We start from the raw sequence: 16,933 nt of genomic DNA, 5'->3' as shown, positions 1-16,933 counted from the left end.
CATTTTCCTCTCTAGCTTTCGGCCAGGAAATCGCCGAGCCGATCCAGCCGGCGCTCCCACGAGAGGCGCCGCTCATTGATCCAGTGCTCGGCCGCTCGCAACGCCCTTGGATCGATCTGGCAAGTGCGCACCCGCCCGACCTTCTGCGTGCGCACGAGGCCGCTCGCTTCCAGCAGATTGAGGTGCTGGACGACCGCCGACAGCGACATCGCCAACGGCTCGGCCAGCTGGCTCACCGAGGCGGGGCCGCGTGACAGCCGGTCGACCATCTGCCGCCGCGCCGGATCGGCGAGCGCCTGGAACATCAGGTCGAGTTGGGCGGGATCGTGCAGCATCGCGATCAGCCGTTGTTGTAGGGGAAGAACTTGAAGTAGGGCTGCGCCTCCTCGATCACCCTGATGAAGGCGGCGCGTTGCAGCAAGCGGTCGTGATAGCGCTTCACGGCGGGATATTTGTCGCCGAACGGCTCGACCTTGTTGGCGTAGAAGAGCGCCGGAGACGCCGCGCAATCGGCCATGGTGAAGGCATCGCCTACAGCCCATTCCCTGGACTGCATTTCCTGTTCGATGATGGCATAGGAATTGCGCAACTGGCCGCGCGCCTGTTCGACACCGAATGGATCGGTCTTGTCGAGCGGCCGCAACCTGTCGCCGACGATCTTCTGCATGGGCTCCTGCACATAGAAATCATAGAAGCGGTCGGCCTGACGGACCGCCAGCGCCAGGTCGATGTCGGCGGGAACGAGTTCGACCGGTCCCGGATAGTGCGCGGCCAGATATTCCACGACAATGGTCGATTCCAGCACAGTGCGGTCTCGCGCGTCGTCGCGCAGCGCCGGCATCTTGCCGGTCGGCGAAATCTTCAGGAAGGCCGCGCGTGATTGCTCGTCGCCGAGATCGACAATGACCGGCGCAAAAGGCGTGGCGTTCTCGTAAAGCGCGATCAGCGGCTTCCAGCAGAAGGAAGCCAGCGGATGGAAATGCAGCGTCAGGGACATTCTTGTGCTCGTCTGCTTCTGTGGTAACACTGAAGCATTTGCTTAACTATTGCGGTGAACCTCGCTCGTCAAGGCCCACCCGCGAAGTCTCAGCTGGATCGGACGTGCGCGACGATGGCGGCCTCTATGTCAGGCCAGTCATCCGGATGCAGTTCGTGACCGCCGCCTTCGATGCGAAGCAGTTTCGCGCCGGCAACAGCTTGGGCCAGGGCCTCGCCATGCTCGACCGGAAAGATCGGATCCGACGTGCCGTGGATGACCAGAAGCGGCGCCGCTATTTCGGGCAGGCGGCCCTTCCACTGGTTACCGCCCTTGAGCATGAAATGATTGGTGGCGCTCAGGAAGCCGCCGGACCTGCTGTAATCCCGTTCGATGAACGCTCTCATCCCCGCCTCGTCGAACGGATGGGCGGTGCTGGCGATCGCCCGCGCATCCCTGACCATGAAGTCGATGACCTGGCGGCGATCCGTCCAGTCGACTTTGGCTCCATCGGCCGAATGCTCCAGATAGGCGTCGGTCGTTTTCGGCAGATGCGAAGTGTCGGTCCCCACGGGCGAACTGCTGATCACGGTCAGCGAAGCGACGCGCAAGGGGTGCCTGAGCGCCACGAACTGGGCAATCATGCCGCCCATCGACATTCCCACGACATGCGCCTTGCCGATGCCGCGGCTGTCGAGAGCGGCAATCGCGTCGTCGGCCATGTCGTCGAAAGTGTAGGGCGGCTGTCCCACCGGGTATTTGGTCGACCGGCCGGTGTCGCGATTGTCGTAGCGGATCACGTAGAGGCCGGCATCCGCGAGTTTCCGGCAAAACGCCTCGGGCCACCAAAGCATCGAGGCCATAGCGCCCATGATCAACAGCAGCGCGGGGTCCGCCGGATCGCCAAAGGTTTCGGATATGATCTCGGGACAGTCCTTGGTTGTCATTTGCTGGCCTCCTCACCTGCTTGCATTTTGCAATCGGTTGCACGATAATAAAACCGATACGATAATGCAACTGGTTTTGCGTGGAGAACATCGAATGACCCTCGATCGCCGGTCAGGCTGCCCGATCAACCTCTCGCTCGAGGTGTTCGGCGACCGCTGGAGCCTGATCATCCTGCGCGACATGATTTTTGGCGGCAGGCGGCATTTTCGTGAGTTGCTCAACGGGTCGATGGAAGGCATTGCTTCCAACATCCTCGCCGACCGGCTGAAGCGGCTGATGGAACTCGGCATGCTGACCAAGGCGGACGACCCCAGTCACAAGCAGAAGGCGATCTACAGCCTGACCGAGATGGCCATCACACTGGTGCCCATCCTTGCCCATCTCGGCGCCTGGGGCCGCGTCTGGCTGCCGACCAGCGAGGAGCTTTCGATCCGCGCCGAACTCCTTGAAAAGGGCGGGCCGCCAATGTGGGAGAAATTCATGGCCGAGTTGCGCCATGAGCATCTCGGCACCCCTCTCGATACAGCGCCCGGCCCCTCTGTCCGTGCAACGCTGCGGGCCGCCTATGAAGCGGTGGTTGCCGAAAAGGCCCTCAACGCCAGCCCGGCCGGCTGACCAACTATTTTCCCCGTTGAAAGGCCGGCTCTGCTACAAGGGACGAAAATCACACGTGATGGGATTGGATAGACTCTTGGTTGAGAACTCTAGGGACACTGCCCGCGCGCGTGCCGATCTGCGCTTCAAGAAGCAGGAAGAGGCGGCGACGGTCCGGCAGAAAGCCATGGCCGAGTATGTCGCCGAGAGCGATGCCCGCAAGGCCAAGACCGACAAGCTGCGGGCGCTGCGGCTCGCCAAGGAAGCCGAAGATCTGGCCAACACGCCTGCCGCACCTGCCAAGAAGCCGGCCCGCGCCAAGAAAAAGTAACGTCTCCCCCTCCGCCAATTCCTCGCCCTGAATCGAGCTGTGGTGACGCCACCGGTCAGGCGCCTTCATCCCGCTGCTTCACAGGAAGCAATTTCAACCGAAACCGGGATTGCCTCGCCCGGCTGACCGCCGATGATCGGGCTGTTCAACAGGAGATTGCCATGACCGCGCTGCCGCTCGAAAAAGCCGTCGAGATCATTGATGCCGCCTTCGCCAGGGGCACCGATCTCAAGCTCAAGCCGCTCGGCGTCTCGGTGCTCGACGCCGGCGGGCATCTCGTCGCCTTCCAGCGCCAGGACGGCGCTTCGTTCCTGCGCCCGCAAATGTCGGCCGGCAAGGCCTATGGCGCGCTGGCCATCGGCATGGGCTCGCGCAAGGTCGAGGCCTTCGCCAAGGAACGTCCGCATCTGGTTGCCGGCATTTCCGACGTGTCGGGAGGACGCGTGCTGCCGGTCGCCGGCGGCGTGCTGATCCGCGACAAGGCAGGGAGCATCATCGGTGCCGTCGGTATTTCCGGCGATACATCCGACAATGACGAGGCAGCCGCGATTGCCGGCATCGAAGCCGCCGGCTTCACCGCCGATCCGGGCTGAGCCTCAATTCAAATTGATGTCGCGGCTGGCCGACCGCATCGACACCGCGAACCCGGCCAGCACGTCGAACAGCGCGATGATCATCAGCGTGAAGAAGATGGAGTGCGCGGCACCCTTCACCAGCAGGAACTCGACCAGGAAAGCGACGAAGACCAGCATCGACAGAAGATGGTCCATGATCGAGGCCGTGGTCGTGCGCGCCGACTTCACCATTTCGAGGAACAGGAAGATCAGCCCGATCAGCACAATCAGGTCGCCGAGCGTCATCGAGAACACCCCGCCCGACATCATGCGGAACGAGAAGATCTCACTCGCCCACGGATCGTCGCCGCCGCCGAATATTCCGAGCAGGCCGAGATTGTAGAGCACGAAAGGCACGATCAAAAGCGGGACGGCACCGAACATCTGGCGTCTCCATATGGGGGCACCTTCTGTAGAATGCTCCACAGGCACGGCGTCAAGATTTTTCGTGCGCGGCCGCAAACACGGTCGAAGACCGGATGCAACAACCATGTCAGCCGATTGCCCGGCCGACATGGAACAAACGGGAACTGCAAGCTCAGCGCTTGAAGTAGCCCGCGCGCACGGCGGCGCCGATGACGTTGAGGATGATGTGGCCCGCCGTCATCGAGGTGATCTCGTTGACGTCGCGCGCCGGCGCGATCTCGACGATGTCCATGCCGATGAGGCGCCCCTTGCCGACCAGCCCCTGGATCAGCTCGATCGTCTGGCGGTAGCTGACACCGCCCGGCTGCGGCCCTTCCACCGCCGGCATGACGGCTGGATCCAGCCCGTCGGCGTCGATCGTGAGGTAGTAGCGGCCGCCATCCGGAATGCGCTTGAGCAAGGCGGCGGTGCCCATATCCTGCCACTCGTTGGTGGTGATGATGTTGGCGCCATAGGCGCGCGCCGCCTCCACCTCCTCGGTGCGCGCGCTGCCCTGGCCACGGACGCCGACCTGGAAGATATCCTTGATATGCGCCATCTCCGAGGCCCGGCGGATGGTGCTTGAATAGCCTTCCTTGACGCCGTTGACATTGTCGCGCCAGTCGAGATGCGCGTCGAGCTGCACCAGAGTGATCGGGCCTTCACCATCAAGCGCCCTGAAGATCGGGATCGGAATGCCATGGTCGCCGCCGATTGTGATCGGCAGGGCGCCGGCGGCGCGGATCTTGCGGATCGCCGCTTCGGCCCTGCCGTAATGCCCGACATGGTCGGCGGCATTGCCGGGCACGTCACCGACATCGACCACCTTGATATCCTGGCCGGCGAAGACCGGCCCGCCAATGTCGAAATCATAACGGTCGAGCGCCTGGCTGATGCGCTTGGATGCCCGCCGCACCGCCGTCGGCGCATTGGTCTGGTCGTTGATCAGCTCGTCGATCGTATAGGGATCGCCATAGGGCATGCCGATGATGGCCACATCGGCTTTGAGCGTATCGAGATCCTCGACCAGCGGGAAGTTCATGAATGTCTGGAAGACATCGCGCGGCGCGGTGGTGAGCTTGGACATGGGGTCTCCTCTGTGTTGAAGGCTTTTTGGGATCAGGCGCCACGGCGGGCCGCGAGATGGGGCTGCAGCCTGTGCTCCAGGCTGCGCGAGATCGCCGCGACAAGGGCGGTCAGGCCCCAGTACAGCAATGCGATGGCGGTGAAGATCTCCACCGGCGAGAAGGTTCGGCCGATGACGTTCTGAGCCATGTAGGTGAGTTCGGGGACGGTGATCGCCGACAGGATCGCCGATTCCTTGATCAGCGTGATGGTGAGGTTGGTGGCGGCCGGCAAGATATAGCCGAGCACTTGCGGCACCAGGATCTTGCGGAAGATGGTGAGGTAGCGCAGCCCCAGCGCGTAGCCGGCCTCGACCTGGCCCCGCGATATGCACTGGATCGCGCCCCTGATGATTTCGGCGGAATAGGCGCTGGCATAGGCCGACAGCGCGCCGACCGAGACCACGACCGGCGAAAGCCTGATGCCGAACATCGGCAAGGCGTAGAACAACAGGAATATCTGGATCAGGAACGGGATGTTGCGGAACAGCTCGACATAGGCCGAGACGATCGCCGCCGGCAGCCGCCCGCCGCGCAGCCTGACCAGCGCCAGCAAGATGCCGAGAGCGAAGCCCAGCGGCAGGGAGACGGCGCACATCAGCACGGTGTTGCCGAAGCCCTTGGCGAGAATCTGCCAATTGTCGGCGATGACGGAGACGTCGAAGCTCATGCCCGCGCCCCGTCCGCCTTGCGCTCCAGGTGCCTGGTCAGCAGGCTGCAGGAGAACAACACGATGAAGTACAGCACCGCCGCCATGCAGAACGCCTCGACCGGCCGGTAGGTGACGTTCATGATGTTCTGCGCCGTGCGCGTGAGTTCCACCACCGCTATCACCGACAGGATGGACGACGCCTTCACCAGCATGGTGAACTCGTTGACCATCGGCGGAATGACGGCGCGCAAGAGCTGCGGCAGGATGATCTTGAACCAGGTCACGACAGGCTTCAGGCCAAGCGCCTTGGCCGCCTCATACTGGCCTGCGGGAACGCGCGTCAGCCCGGCGCGCAGGATCTCGGCGACGAAGGCCGCGCTGTTGAAGCTGAGCGCCAGCACACCCGCCAGAAGCGGCGGCAGGTCGATGCCGACCAGGCCGGGCAGCACGTAATAGACCACGAAGATCTGCACGATCAGCGGCGTGCCGCGGATGAAGCTGGTGTAGAGCGCGCCTATCCAGCGGACCACGCGCCACCGCGACCGGCCGCAGGCAAGCAGGCCGAAGCCGATCAGCGTGCCGACCAGGAACCCCAGCGCCGAGACCCCGAGCGTGATGGCGGCACCGGTCAGGAATTGCGGCAGAAAGGTCAGCGTCTTTGAAAAATGGAACATTTTTCAGCTCGAACGGAAAAGCATCGTCTGGCGTCGGCGCGGGCGCTATCAGCGGCAGCGCATCGTCCGCGCCGCGCCAGACATGTTCGGGGCTCAGAGTGCGCCGGGCGGCAGATAGCCCTGGTCCGGCGTCTTCATCTCGAAGCCGAACCATTTCAACTGCAGCTCCTTGAGCTTGCCGCTGTTTTTCAGCTCGCCGATCTTGGCGTTGATGAATTCGCGCAGATCCTTGTCCTCAGGCCGCACCACCCAGGAGAGATAGGAGAATTCACCGATCGAGCCGACGACCTTGTAGGTGTCTGGGACGTTCTTCATCAGCACGGCCGCCGAAGGTGAGGCGATGACGATGGCGTCGACCTGGCCCGAGGCGAGCGCGACGTGGGTCTCGGGGAAGGACGTGAAGAGCTTCAGCTCGCCGACCCCCTTGCCGCCCTTGTCCTTGAGCTCCTTGTCATAGGCCTCGATGATGGGCTGCACTGAAGAGGCAAGCTGCGTCGCCACGACCATGCCGTTGATGTCCTCCGGCTTCTTGATGCGTTCCTCGTCCGCGCGCACGACGATGACGTTCTCGAACGAGCCCGTCGGCCGCGTATAGGCATATTTCGCCGCCCGCTCGGGATTGATGCCGGTCGAGGTGGCCATGAGATCGAACTTCTTGGCGAGCAGTCCCGGCAGCAGCCCCTGGAACGGCAGGTTGAGCTGGTCGAGCTTCACGCCGAGCTGGCTGACTGCATAGTCCAGAATGTCCTTGTTGTAGCCGACGATCTGGCCGTCGCGCACGAACTCGAACGGTTCGAACGCGGCCTCCGTGCCGACGACGATGGTGCCGCGCTGCTTGATCTGGTCGACTAGACCATCGGCATGGGAGGCGGACGCGAATGACAGGACGAGCGGCGCGGCGGCAAACAGGGACAGGACGCGGCGGCGCGATGCGAAAAAGAACTCACCCATTGTTGTTACCCTCTTTTTTCTTCTGTTTTACTGCGCTGGTAGGCCCGGCCTGAGTGCTTGAACACGCGGCCGATCATGTAGCTCTCGGAATCCTTGATCCCGGGAACGTTCGCCAGTTCGCTGACCAGGAAGTCGTGCAGGCTGGTCGTCGACGGCAATGTAAGCTGGATGATGATGTCGAACGGCCCGGTCATGGCGTAGACGCTGTCGACGAACGAGTATTCCGACAGTTTGCGGGCAACGCTGATGATGTGCTCGCGGTCGACGTCGAGCCCGACGATGGCCGCGATGCCGACATCGCTGCGCAAAGGCCGGACGACCGCCTGGATCGAGATATCCGGATCCTCGAGCACGCGGGCCATCTTGCGCCGCACGGTCGCTTCAGTGACGCCGATGCGCTTGGCGATATCGACACTCGACATCCGCCCGTCGACCTTGAGCTGGGAAAGCACCGCCTGTTCGGTGTCGTCGAGGTCACTCGTGCTGACGAAATCCCACATTCATTTCCCCATTTGTGTCGATTTCCGACTATTATTCAGAAAATTGCATAAGAAACCGTACAGAGCAATCCCATATCGATCGAAAAACATCGAGCAGCAGGGGGGCGGTGGCCACCTGCCTCGGCTGCCTCGGCGAGCGTTTGTTCGATTTTGGGAACTTGGCAGTGGCCGGTACTGGGTCACGGTGCGTTCACGCAGGGGCCGACCATCCCCTGAGGATGCACGCCGAAGTCACGTGGAACGGGAGCAGGCAACGAGATGAACTGCGCCGCTCGAGGCTCGGCGGTCGGAGCATGGGCCGCCAAACGCAAAAAGACCGGCCAGAGGCCGGTCCTTTGTTACTCAAACCCAGGGAAAAGCTGGGCTCAGCTTTCCTTGGGAGTCAGCACCTGGCGACCGCGATACATGCCGGTCTTCAGGTCGATGTGGTGCGGGCGGCGCATTTCGCCGGAATTCTTGTCCTCGACATAGGTCGGGGCCTTGAGGGCGTCGGCCGAGCGGCGCATGCCGCGCTTGGACGGAGAGGTTTTGCGTTTCGGAACGGCCATGGATATGCTCCACTACATGGTCAAAAGCCCCGCCCGCCCTCGTGAAAGGGCCATGTCGGGGCCTAAATCTGAGAAAGTCGGGTGCCTATACACGCCTGACACCGTTTTGGCCAGCGCTGCGGTGAATCTTTTTTGTGCCGGCTAGTCCAGGCAGCCGACATAGGCGCCCGAGCGGCCGGCGCGCCGCTCGATCAGGTTGGCCAGCCGCCTGAGGCCCGGCCCGGGCTTTGCGGGATTGCGGGCGATCGGATTGGGCAGCGTGACGGCGAGAAGGGCCGCCTGCCGTCTGGACAATTGTTTTGCCGGAATGCCGAAATGGTGCTGCGCCGCCGCCTCGATGCCATAGATGCCCGGCCCCCATTCGGCAATGTTGAGATAGATTTCCATGATGCGTCGTTTCGACATCACCGCGTCGAAATAGACGGCCAGCGGCAGCTCTACGACCTTGCGCACCGAGCCCAGCGGCCGCGACCAGAGGAAGAGGTTCTTCACCGTCTGCATGGTGATGGTCGATGCACCGCGCGTCGCCTCGCCGGCCAGCGCATCGTCGACGACGCCCCTGAGCTCGCCGAGATCGACGCCGCGGTGGAAACAGAACTGCCCATCTTCCGACATGATGACCGAATGGGCGAGCACGGGCGCCACGTCATCGATGGACACCCAGCGCCGGTCGTAGCCGGAGAAGGTCGCCAGGTCCTTCAGCATCAGTGTCGACACCGGATGCACGAAGGACGGCAGGTAGAGAAAGGTCAGCACCACCGGGACAAGCGCCAGCACCGCGGCCACGACGATGCCGCGCCGGACCCAGCGCCTGAGATTGCGGCGGTTCACGCCTCGCGATCTCGTCGCCATGTCCAGCTTTTCGGTCTCATGATCGACGATCGGTTCCGCCAAGCCGCCCAACCCGTGCCACGAAGCTCGTCTCGAAACGCGCTCCCGAGGGTCATAAGACGGTGTTTTCGAGCACCGGAGCGGAGCGTACATTCGAGTACGTGAGCACCGGAAGCGCGGAAAATGCCTTCAGATGACCGCAGGAGGTGAGTTTCCAAACGGGCTCTTACCGCTCCGGCATAATGGCGCTTGCCTTCTTGCGCAACGTCTGAGTGTCGGCTACCGGTCCCGGCCATGACGAATGACGACGAAATAGCGTTCGAAATGGCGATCATCAGACGCGCGGCCGCCGTCGAGGTGATGCTGCGTCGGTTGCTCGACGACCGCCCGCTTTCGGGCGAGATCGCGAGGCCCGATCGCCTGATGGCGGCGATGCGCCATGGCGTGCTGAACGGCGGCAAACGCCTGCGCCCCTTCCTGGTCATGGAAAGTGCTGCCTTGTTTTCCGCCGATGGCGAAGCGGCGCTGCGCGTCGCGGCCGCACTTGAATGCGTGCATTGCTATTCGCTGATCCATGATGACTTGCCGGCGATGGACGACGACGACCTGCGCCGCGGCCAGCCGACCGTGCACAAGGCCTTCGACGAGGCAACCGCGATACTTGCCGGCGACGCACTGCTGACGCTCGCCTTCGACATCCTCGCCGGCGAGGCGACCGCGCTGCCGGCCGAGCGGCGCGCAGCCCTTGTGCTGGCGCTCGCCCGCGCCGCCGGGGCCGGCGGGATGGTCGGCGGCCAGAAGCTCGATCTCGAAGCCGAGCAGGTGCGACCGGACGAGGCCGGCATCATCCGGCTGCAGGCGATGAAGACCGGTGCGCTGATCCGTTTCGCCTGCGAGGCGGGTGCAATCTTGGCCGGTGCACGATCGGATGACATGGAAAGGCTGGCCGAGTTCGGTTCGGCGATCGGCCTTGCCTTCCAGCTCGCCGACGACCTGCTGGATTTGACGGCCGACGCCAGGCAGATGGGCAAGGCGACCGGCAAGGATGCCGCCGCGGGCAAGGGTACGCTGGTGGCCTTGCACGGCGCGGATTGGGCTCGCAAGCAGCTCGACGGTCTCGTCGGCCAGGCGCACGCGTTGCTCGAACCCTATGGCGAAAAGGCGGCCCTGCTCAAGGCCGCCGCGACTTTCGTGGCAACCCGCAACAGCTGACGGCAGGCCCCATATCGGGTTGCGCATGGTCGACGGCTCGGCGTCACCGCATCGATCCGATCCGCCGCGTCCCCGCAGCGCATGCATTGACCTGCGGTGCGCCAACGAAATCTTAATGTAAATGAAGCGTAATCCCGACCATTAAAATAATGCGTATGTGTTGGGGTTGCGCATGCCGGAATATTCTTCCTTCATCCGGTCCGTCCGGATACGTTATCTTTCGGGACTGTTGGTTTTCGCGCTGGCTTCGGCCGCCATCATGGTTGCGCTCAATCGCGTCAATTCCTTGCGCCATGAAATCGATGCGCTGAGCAGCAATCTCGTCGTTTTCACCCGCGACCTGCGCAACGCCACCAGCTTCGCCGAGACAACCAGTTCCGCCTGGCGGATCGAGACGCGCGATGCGCTAACGGCTTCGGCGCGCGACCATTCCGAGCGCCTGACCGGCGAGATCGAGACGCTGAGCGCCCAGCTCGCCGCGATCCGCCCGCGCCTGTCGGTCAAGACCGTCAACGAGCTGGCGGCCGCTTCCGTCAATGGCGATCTGTTCTGGTCGCCGCGTGACATGGTTCGCAACTTCAACCTGATGTCGGTGGCGCAAAAGACCGATGAATGGAGTTCTCGCGAAATCCGCAACCAGAACGACCTGTTCGTTCAGCCCATGCTGGTGCGTGTCCGCACCGCGATGGACGACGAACGCCATCTCGCGGACGCCTCCGGCGACCGGCTGCTTTTGTGGGCGAGCGGCCTGTTGTTTGCCGTGCTCGCCATCGTTGCCTTCTGGATCTTCCGGCCGATGGAACAGGCGATCCGCCGCGCCTTTGCCCAGTCGGCCGAATCCTTGTTCAAGGCCGAGGCGGCCGACCGTGCCAAGTCGGAATTCCTCGCCAATATGAGCCACGAGATCCGCACCCCGATGAACGGCGTGCTCGGCATGGCCGAATTGCTGGCCAAGACCGAACTGAACCCGCGTCAGAAGACCTTCACCGACGTCATCGTCAAATCGGGCAACGCGCTTCTCACCATCATCAACGACATCCTCGATTTCTCGAAGATCAATGCCGGGCAGCTGACGCTCGATCCTGCCCCCTTCCGTCTCTCGGAAGCGGTGGAGGATGTGGCGACACTGGTCTCGGCACGCGTTGCCGAGAAGAACCTGGAACTCATCGTGCGTGTCGATCCTCGGCTGCCGGCCTATGTCGTCGGCGACGCCGGTCGCTTTCGGCAGATCGTCACCAACCTGGTCGGCAATGCGGTGAAATTCACCGAGAAGGGCCATGTGCTGATCGATGTCGGCGGCGAAACCATCAACGACGTCGTCCAGCTGAAGCTGCGCGTCGAGGACACCGGCATCGGCATCCCGGCCGAGAAATTGCAAAACGTGTTCGAGAAGTTCGCCCAGGTCGACGGGTCTTCGACCCGCCGTCATGAAGGCACCGGCCTCGGGCTTGCCATCGCCGCCCGTCTCGTCGACCTGATGGCCGGCAAGATCGGCGTCGAGAGCGAGATCGGCCGCGGTTCCGTCTTCTGGTTCGCCGTGCCGCTGCCGGTCCACCGTGCCGAGGCGCGCGACGCTGTCGTCCCGGTGGACGTCACCGGCGCGCGCGTGCTGGTCATCGACGACAATCCGGTCAACCGCGAGATCCTGCTCGAACAGCTCAGAAGCTGGAGCTTCGACTGCGCCGCCGCCGAAAGCGGCGCAATGGGCCTCGCCTTCCTCGATCGCGCCTGCCAACTCGGTGCCAGCGTCGACTGCATCATCCTCGACTATCAGATGCCCGGCATGAACGGCGCCGATGTCGCCCGGGCTATCGCCGCCGACAGCCGGCTGTCCGCCATCCCGGTCGTGATCCTGACCTCCGTCGACCAGGTCGATTTCGGCAAGATGATCATCGACTTCGGGATATCGGCGCACCTGACCAAGCCGGCGCGGTCGGCGGTCCTGCTCGGCACCGTCATCTCGGTCATCCAGAAGGCGCGCTCGCAGGTCGGCAAGGCGCAGTTCATTCGCGAACCGGTCCAACCGATGCAGGCACCTCCGGCCTTCACGGTTATCCGTGGCCCCGCGGTACCGGTCGCGACAGTGCCGGAATTGAATGCCGCGCCGAACAGCCCGATCGACATCCTCATCGCCGAGGACAATGACGTGAACCAGATGGTGTTCGGCCAGATCCTCAATGGACTCGGCCTGAGCTACCGCATCGCCGGCAATGGCCGCACCGCGGTCGAGATGTACCGGTCGCTGCATCCCAGGCTGGTTCTGATGGACGTCTCGATGCCGGAAATGAACGGCTACGAGGCGACACGCGCCATCCGGGCGATCGAAGCGTCGTCGGGCGGCCACATCCCGATCATCGGCGTCACCGCGCATGCGCTGAAGGGCGACCGCGACAAATGCATCGAGGCCGGCATGGACGACTATCTGCCCAAGCCCGTTTCGCCCGATCGCCTGGGCGCCAAGATCGGCACCTGGCTCAGCGAGACGGTGGTGGCCAAGACCGCCTGACCACCACCAACGCCTCAGACGGCCGCGTCCAGATGAAACCGGCGCATCCAGTCCAGGCTTGTCTCGTCGGCGAGCTTCGCGACGCCGGGCCTGACATGCCCGGCATCCGGCGCCGGGACGCCGAGGGCTTCGCAGATGCGCAGCAATGCCACGGCCGGCTCGGCGGCAAGGTGCTCATAGCCGATCCGCAATGGTGCTATGCCCTGTTGTGCGAACCAGATGTTCCAGGCCGTATCATAGGCTTCCAGTTCTTCGACCTCGCCCTTGATGCGCTCGAAATCATAGTGAGGTTCCCTGGCAGGTCCCACCCTTTCGATTTCGGTTCCGTCGGGGGCGATATGCCAAAGGCCGGTTTGCCGGGCTTTGATCAGGGACACAGCCTGCGCGAGCTTGTTTTCGCGCGACAGGTGTATGTAGAGGACTCGGCCAAAGGCTCTTTCGAAACGCGCTGTGTCTGACGCAAGCCCGGGATAGACCTGATCGAGGATCGCCGACAGCTCATCCAGGTTCTCCCGCATCAGGCGCAAGCCGAAAATTTCAGTATCGCCCTTGCCGGCACCGATCGCCGCATTGAGATAGGCAAGCTGGAATTCACGCTCGCCCATCGTGTCGCGATCGGGCAATCCCCAATCCTGCGCCCACTCCGACACATCCTGCCGCCGGTAGAATGAGTGGGGATCACCGGTCGTTCCGGTGGCCGCCAACAGCTTGCACAGCAAGGTGCTGCCGGTTCTGGGCGTGCCGCAGATGATGTATCCGTCGAACATGGGCGCTCGCATGACAGGGCTGCTGCCCAAGGAGAGATGGTGGCCGCGCTATAGCTGAAACCGTTGCTGGATGCGACGGGCACATTGCAGCGGCGTTTGGGCGTTCGTCTCGACTTCGAGATCGTAGCGTATCCGGTTGTGGACGCTCATATTGCCAGCGCGCCAGCCCCGCCAACCTGTCGGCGCAGCGCTTCGCGCCCTCGGCCCTTACCGGTTGCGCACCACCACGCAGGCGCCGCCGACGCTTTGCAGCTTCTGGCAGATGACATTCGCGGCGGCGCGGTCGTCGATCCCGATCCTGACGGCGTAGATGCCGCGCCGGCCGATCGGCGTGCGCACCCGGCTCACCACAGGATCATGCCCGGCAAGCAGGGCCGGAAAGCGGCCCCGCACCCTGAGCCACTGGCCGATCGCCGCGCTGCGGCGAAAATTGCCCGCCACCTGGATGCCCCATGGCTTGATGTTGATCGAGGCCATTGCGACCGTCCGCGACATGATCACCGGCAGCTTGCGGCAGGCGACGGCGAAATCCAGCTTGGCATCGAGCGGCTCGACTTTGCCGGCATAGGCCGGGTCCGTGAACTTGTCGACCGGCTCGCCCATGACGTCGAACACATAGCTTTCCGTCTCCATCGGCAGGAAGCCGCCGGAATTCAGCCAGCGCGACACCCGGCTCTCGCCGGCATTGTAGGCGGCCGCCGCTAGGCCAAGATTGCCATAACTGGTCTTCATTTCGGCGAGATATCTAGCCGACGCCGGGATCGCCTGGTTGATGTCGAAGGAATCGGCAAGCCCCCGCATCTTGGCGGTGCCCGGCATGAACTGGGCAATGCCCTCGGCGCCGACGGGGCTCACGGCATTAGGATCGAAACGGCTTTCCTTCCAGATAAGGCGGGCGAAGAAGTCCCGGGGCAGAGCGTTCTGGTCGGCATGCGCCTGGATCAGGTTGCAGACCTTGTCGATCAGCCGCTGCTTGGCCGATTGCGGCGGATCGGCCTGGGCAAGCGTCGACCAGGCCATGCCGCACAGGAAAATCAGCGTCGCCCACAGGAAACGCCGCATTTGACCTACTCTGCCGCGGCCTTGCCGCCCTGACCGAACCTCTGTTCGATATAGTCGGCGACCATCTTCTCGAAATCCGCCGCGATCGACGGCCCGCGCAGGGTCGCTGCTTTCTTGCCGTCGACGAAGACGGGCGCTGTTGGCGTCTCGCCAGTGCCGGGCAGCGAAATGCCGATATCGGCGTGCTTGGACTCCCCCGGACCGTTGACGATGCAACCCATCACCGCGACCTTGAGGTTCTCGACGCCTGGGTATTTCTCACGCCACACCGGCATGTTCTTGCGCAGGTCCGCCTGGATGTTCTGCGCCAGTTCCTGAAACACGGTGGAGGTGGTGCGGCCGCAGCCGGGGCAGGCCGCGACGATCGGCACGAACTGCCGGAAACCCATGGTCTGCAGCAGTTCCTGCGACACCTGCACCTCGCGGGTGCGGTCGCCATTCGGCTCCGGCGTCAGCGAGATTCGGATGGTGTCGCCGATGCCTTGCTGCAAGAGGATGCCCATGGCGGCGGAAGAAGCAACGATGCCTTTCGACCCCATGCCGGCTTCAGTGAGGCCGAGATGCAGCGCGTGGTTGGAACGGGTGGCGAGTTCGGTGTAGACGGCGATCAGATCCTGCACGCCGCTGACCTTGGCCGATAGGATGATTTTTTCGCGGCCAAGACCGATCTCTTCGGCCATCTCGGCCGACAGGATCGCCGACTGCACGATCGCTTCGCGCGTGACTTCCTGCGCGGTCAGGGGAAAACCCTTGTCCTGGTTGTCGTCCATCAGCCGCGTCAACAGCTCCTGGTCGAGCGAGCCCCAGTTGACGCCGATGCGCACCGGCTTGTCGTGCTTGATCGCCATCTCGACGATGTCGGTGAACTGCCGGTCCTTCTTGTCCTTGAAGCCGACATTGCCGGGATTGATGCGGTACTTGGCAAGCGCCTCGGCGCAGTCCGGGTGATCGGCCAGCAGCTTGTGGCCGATATAGTGGAAATCGCCGACCAGCGGCACGTTGATGCCGAGCCGCAACAGTCGCTCGTGGATGCGCGGCACGGCGGCGGCACTCTCGTCGCGGTCAACGGTGATGCGCACGATCTCGGAGCCGGCGCGGTGCAGCGCCGCGACTTGCGCGACCGTCTGATCGACATCGGCGGTATCGGTATTGGTCATCGATTGCACGACCACGGGCGCGCCGCCGCCGACGACCACGCCGCCGACATCGACGCCGACCGAGGTGCGGCGGGGGAAGGGAAAGGAAAAATACCCGGTCATGCCGGCAGCCTTTTGTCTCTGGAGCGCCATGCGTCTCTCTGGAGCGCTATGCGTCTCTCTGAAGCCCGTGCGTCCGCTTGGACGCACAAGCCGGGTCCGATGCGCTGAAGTCCGGGCATGAGGTGGAGGAGCAAAGATGGCTTGTCAATGGCGACAGGTCGCCACTGGCAGCAATTGGTGCCGGCCAGGACCCTGAAACAGCGCACGACCTTACGGCGGCCCGGCATAAACGGCCCTGACGAATATTAGCTTCGGCTTGTGGAATCGCTGAAATTAAAACCACTGCACCGGCGGCTGGCGCCGCCGGCAAGGAAAACCGCCAGTGGTGAGCGGCTATATCACGTGAGGATCAATGCGTGGTTGGTTGCGCCCTCAATTTCTCAATCGCATCCTTGAGTGCCAGCTTGCGTCGCTTGAGATTCACGATTTCGAGGTCGTCCACCGACGGGTGGTTCATCGCGTCATCGATTTCGCGTTCAATGTCGCCGTGTTTCCGCTGCAACTCATCAAGATGGGATGCAAGAGACATGATTGGTTCTCCCTTTCATGGTTTCCTCGATTGCAGCCGCCAAGGCACGTCCACCGCAGGTCGTATCTGTGACGGCACAATGACAGTGTGCCACCATCAGACGGCGATGTCGAATGCTGCGTGGTAGCATTCCACGACAACATGAAATGTGATATGGGCTGCGCGCCGGTGGCAGAAATTGCCGCCCCCGCCCAACCAGGCCCAGTTTTGGGCGCCGCAGACGTGCAGACGGTAGAGAATGTCCGATCAGGAACAGGCCGATACTCGCCTCGAATTTTCCCGGCTGAAGCAGGAACACGCCGATTTCGATGCCGCGATCAACGCGATGATCGCCATGAATTGCGACCCGCTGCAGATCCAGCGCATGAAGAAGAAGAAGCTTGTCCTCAAGGACCGGCTGATGAAGCTGGAAGACAAGATCATTCCAGACATCATCGCCTGAGACGCGAA

At 63.1% G+C, this 16,933-nt stretch carries 22 protein-coding genes; 6 read left to right on the top strand and 16 right to left on the bottom strand.

Going from position 1 to position 16,933, the window contains the following annotated elements; all coding sequences use genetic code 11:
• Nucleotides 1–11 precede the first annotated feature (11 nt).
• The 3 genes from EN808_RS26265 to EN808_RS26255 all read right to left on the bottom strand — a co-directional run bounded on the left by EN808_RS26265 (nucleotide 12) and on the right by EN808_RS26255 (nucleotide 1,923).
• The gene (locus EN808_RS26265) at nucleotides 12–335 is read right to left on the bottom strand and encodes a metalloregulator ArsR/SmtB family transcription factor (RefSeq protein WP_127278217.1); all 324 of its coding nucleotides are present in this window, start codon (nucleotides 333–335) and stop codon (nucleotides 12–14) included.
• A gap of 5 nt (nucleotides 336–340) precedes the next feature.
• Nucleotides 341–997, bottom strand: coding sequence for a glutathione S-transferase family protein (locus EN808_RS26260; RefSeq protein WP_135917165.1), 657 nt, complete (start codon nucleotides 995–997; stop codon nucleotides 341–343).
• Nucleotides 998–1,086: 89 nt separating this feature from the next.
• Entirely contained in the window at nucleotides 1,087–1,923 is an 837-nt protein-coding gene (locus tag EN808_RS26255) for an alpha/beta hydrolase (protein WP_135882150.1), read from the bottom strand.
• Nucleotides 1,924–2,017: 94 nt separating this feature from the next.
• Here EN808_RS26255 and EN808_RS26250 point away from each other — a divergent pair, with 94 nt between their 5' ends.
• The 3 genes from EN808_RS26250 to EN808_RS26240 all read left to right on the top strand — a co-directional run bounded on the left by EN808_RS26250 (nucleotide 2,018) and on the right by EN808_RS26240 (nucleotide 3,442).
• Nucleotides 2,018–2,539, top strand: coding sequence for a helix-turn-helix domain-containing protein (locus tag EN808_RS26250; protein ID WP_027141872.1), 522 nt, complete (start codon nucleotides 2,018–2,020; stop codon nucleotides 2,537–2,539).
• A gap of 76 nt (nucleotides 2,540–2,615) precedes the next feature.
• Nucleotides 2,616–2,849, top strand: a complete 234-nt coding sequence (locus tag EN808_RS26245) for a hypothetical protein (RefSeq protein WP_135863133.1) — start codon at nucleotides 2,616–2,618, stop codon at nucleotides 2,847–2,849.
• Nucleotides 2,850–3,010: 161 nt separating this feature from the next.
• Nucleotides 3,011–3,442 carry a heme-binding protein gene (locus tag EN808_RS26240; protein ID WP_127278212.1) on the top strand — a complete coding sequence of 144 codons (432 nt, stop codon included), beginning with the start codon at nucleotides 3,011–3,013 and terminating at the stop codon, nucleotides 3,440–3,442.
• Nucleotides 3,443–3,445: 3 nt separating this feature from the next.
• Here EN808_RS26240 and EN808_RS26235 read toward each other — a convergent pair whose 3' ends face one another.
• From EN808_RS26235 to EN808_RS26200, 8 genes are all read right to left on the bottom strand, one after another.
• Nucleotides 3,446–3,847, bottom strand: coding sequence for a hypothetical protein (locus EN808_RS26235; protein ID WP_127278211.1), 402 nt, complete (start codon nucleotides 3,845–3,847; stop codon nucleotides 3,446–3,448).
• 154 nt (nucleotides 3,848–4,001) lie between these two features.
• On the bottom strand, nucleotides 4,002–4,955 hold the full coding sequence (locus tag EN808_RS26230; protein WP_135863136.1) for an agmatinase: 954 nt from the start codon (nucleotides 4,953–4,955) through the stop codon (nucleotides 4,002–4,004).
• A gap of 32 nt (nucleotides 4,956–4,987) precedes the next feature.
• Nucleotides 4,988–5,662 carry an amino acid ABC transporter permease gene (locus tag EN808_RS26225; RefSeq protein ID WP_135917164.1) on the bottom strand — a complete coding sequence of 225 codons (675 nt, stop codon included), beginning with the start codon at nucleotides 5,660–5,662 and terminating at the stop codon, nucleotides 4,988–4,990.
• On the bottom strand, nucleotides 5,659–6,318 hold the full coding sequence (locus EN808_RS26220; RefSeq protein ID WP_135917163.1) for an amino acid ABC transporter permease: 660 nt from the start codon (nucleotides 6,316–6,318) through the stop codon (nucleotides 5,659–5,661). The genes EN808_RS26225 and EN808_RS26220 overlap by 4 nt, the downstream gene beginning before the upstream one ends.
• Before the next feature lie 93 nt (nucleotides 6,319–6,411).
• On the bottom strand, nucleotides 6,412–7,269 hold the full coding sequence (locus EN808_RS26215) for a transporter substrate-binding domain-containing protein (protein WP_135917162.1): 858 nt from the start codon (nucleotides 7,267–7,269) through the stop codon (nucleotides 6,412–6,414).
• A gap of 5 nt (nucleotides 7,270–7,274) precedes the next feature.
• Nucleotides 7,275–7,769, bottom strand: coding sequence for an Lrp/AsnC family transcriptional regulator (locus EN808_RS26210; RefSeq protein ID WP_135882151.1), 495 nt, complete (start codon nucleotides 7,767–7,769; stop codon nucleotides 7,275–7,277).
• 365 nt (nucleotides 7,770–8,134) lie between these two features.
• The gene (rpmF, locus tag EN808_RS26205; RefSeq protein ID WP_008834724.1) at nucleotides 8,135–8,317 is read right to left on the bottom strand and encodes a 50S ribosomal protein L32; all 183 of its coding nucleotides are present in this window, start codon (nucleotides 8,315–8,317) and stop codon (nucleotides 8,135–8,137) included.
• Nucleotides 8,318–8,458: 141 nt separating this feature from the next.
• Nucleotides 8,459–9,220 (bottom strand): transglycosylase domain-containing protein, encoded by a 762-nt coding sequence (locus EN808_RS26200; RefSeq protein ID WP_135863146.1) that lies wholly within the window; start codon nucleotides 9,218–9,220, stop codon nucleotides 8,459–8,461.
• A 222-nt stretch (nucleotides 9,221–9,442) separates the two neighbouring features.
• Between EN808_RS26200 and EN808_RS26195 the strand changes: the two genes are divergently transcribed.
• Both EN808_RS26195 and EN808_RS26190 read left to right on the top strand, forming a co-directional pair.
• Entirely contained in the window at nucleotides 9,443–10,360 is a 918-nt protein-coding gene (locus EN808_RS26195) for a polyprenyl synthetase family protein (RefSeq protein ID WP_135917161.1), read from the top strand.
• A gap of 172 nt (nucleotides 10,361–10,532) precedes the next feature.
• Nucleotides 10,533–12,866, top strand: coding sequence for a response regulator (locus tag EN808_RS26190; protein WP_135917160.1), 2,334 nt, complete (start codon nucleotides 10,533–10,535; stop codon nucleotides 12,864–12,866).
• A gap of 14 nt (nucleotides 12,867–12,880) precedes the next feature.
• On the opposite strand, the gene EN808_RS26185 is transcribed toward EN808_RS26190, so the two are convergent.
• The 5 genes from EN808_RS26185 to EN808_RS26165 all read right to left on the bottom strand — a co-directional run bounded on the left by EN808_RS26185 (nucleotide 12,881) and on the right by EN808_RS26165 (nucleotide 16,483).
• Nucleotides 12,881–13,633 carry a Stf0 family sulfotransferase gene (locus EN808_RS26185; protein ID WP_189524167.1) on the bottom strand — a complete coding sequence of 251 codons (753 nt, stop codon included), beginning with the start codon at nucleotides 13,631–13,633 and terminating at the stop codon, nucleotides 12,881–12,883.
• Nucleotides 13,634–13,681: 48 nt separating this feature from the next.
• On the bottom strand, nucleotides 13,682–13,783 hold the full coding sequence (locus tag EN808_RS37180) for a hypothetical protein (protein WP_245525125.1): 102 nt from the start codon (nucleotides 13,781–13,783) through the stop codon (nucleotides 13,682–13,684).
• A 57-nt stretch (nucleotides 13,784–13,840) separates the two neighbouring features.
• Entirely contained in the window at nucleotides 13,841–14,695 is an 855-nt protein-coding gene (locus tag EN808_RS26175) for a lytic transglycosylase domain-containing protein (protein ID WP_127872089.1), read from the bottom strand.
• Between the two features lie 5 nt (nucleotides 14,696–14,700).
• Nucleotides 14,701–15,954 carry a flavodoxin-dependent (E)-4-hydroxy-3-methylbut-2-enyl-diphosphate synthase gene (gene ispG / locus EN808_RS26170; RefSeq protein ID WP_127872170.1) on the bottom strand — a complete coding sequence of 418 codons (1,254 nt, stop codon included), beginning with the start codon at nucleotides 15,952–15,954 and terminating at the stop codon, nucleotides 14,701–14,703.
• Between the two features lie 349 nt (nucleotides 15,955–16,303).
• Nucleotides 16,304–16,483, bottom strand: coding sequence for a YdcH family protein (locus EN808_RS26165; protein WP_127278461.1), 180 nt, complete (start codon nucleotides 16,481–16,483; stop codon nucleotides 16,304–16,306).
• A 238-nt stretch (nucleotides 16,484–16,721) separates the two neighbouring features.
• Between EN808_RS26165 and EN808_RS26160 the strand changes: the two genes are divergently transcribed.
• The gene (locus tag EN808_RS26160) at nucleotides 16,722–16,925 is read left to right on the top strand and encodes a YdcH family protein (protein ID WP_127278462.1); all 204 of its coding nucleotides are present in this window, start codon (nucleotides 16,722–16,724) and stop codon (nucleotides 16,923–16,925) included.
• Nucleotides 16,926–16,933 lie beyond the last annotated feature (8 nt).

Source organism: Mesorhizobium sp. M8A.F.Ca.ET.165.01.1.1 (assembly GCF_004792065.1).
In the GTDB taxonomy this organism is placed as follows: Bacteria; Pseudomonadota; Alphaproteobacteria; order Rhizobiales; family Rhizobiaceae; genus Mesorhizobium.
Note: the sequence above shows the minus strand (reverse complement) of the source record. Positions and strands in the feature narration are given on the sequence as shown.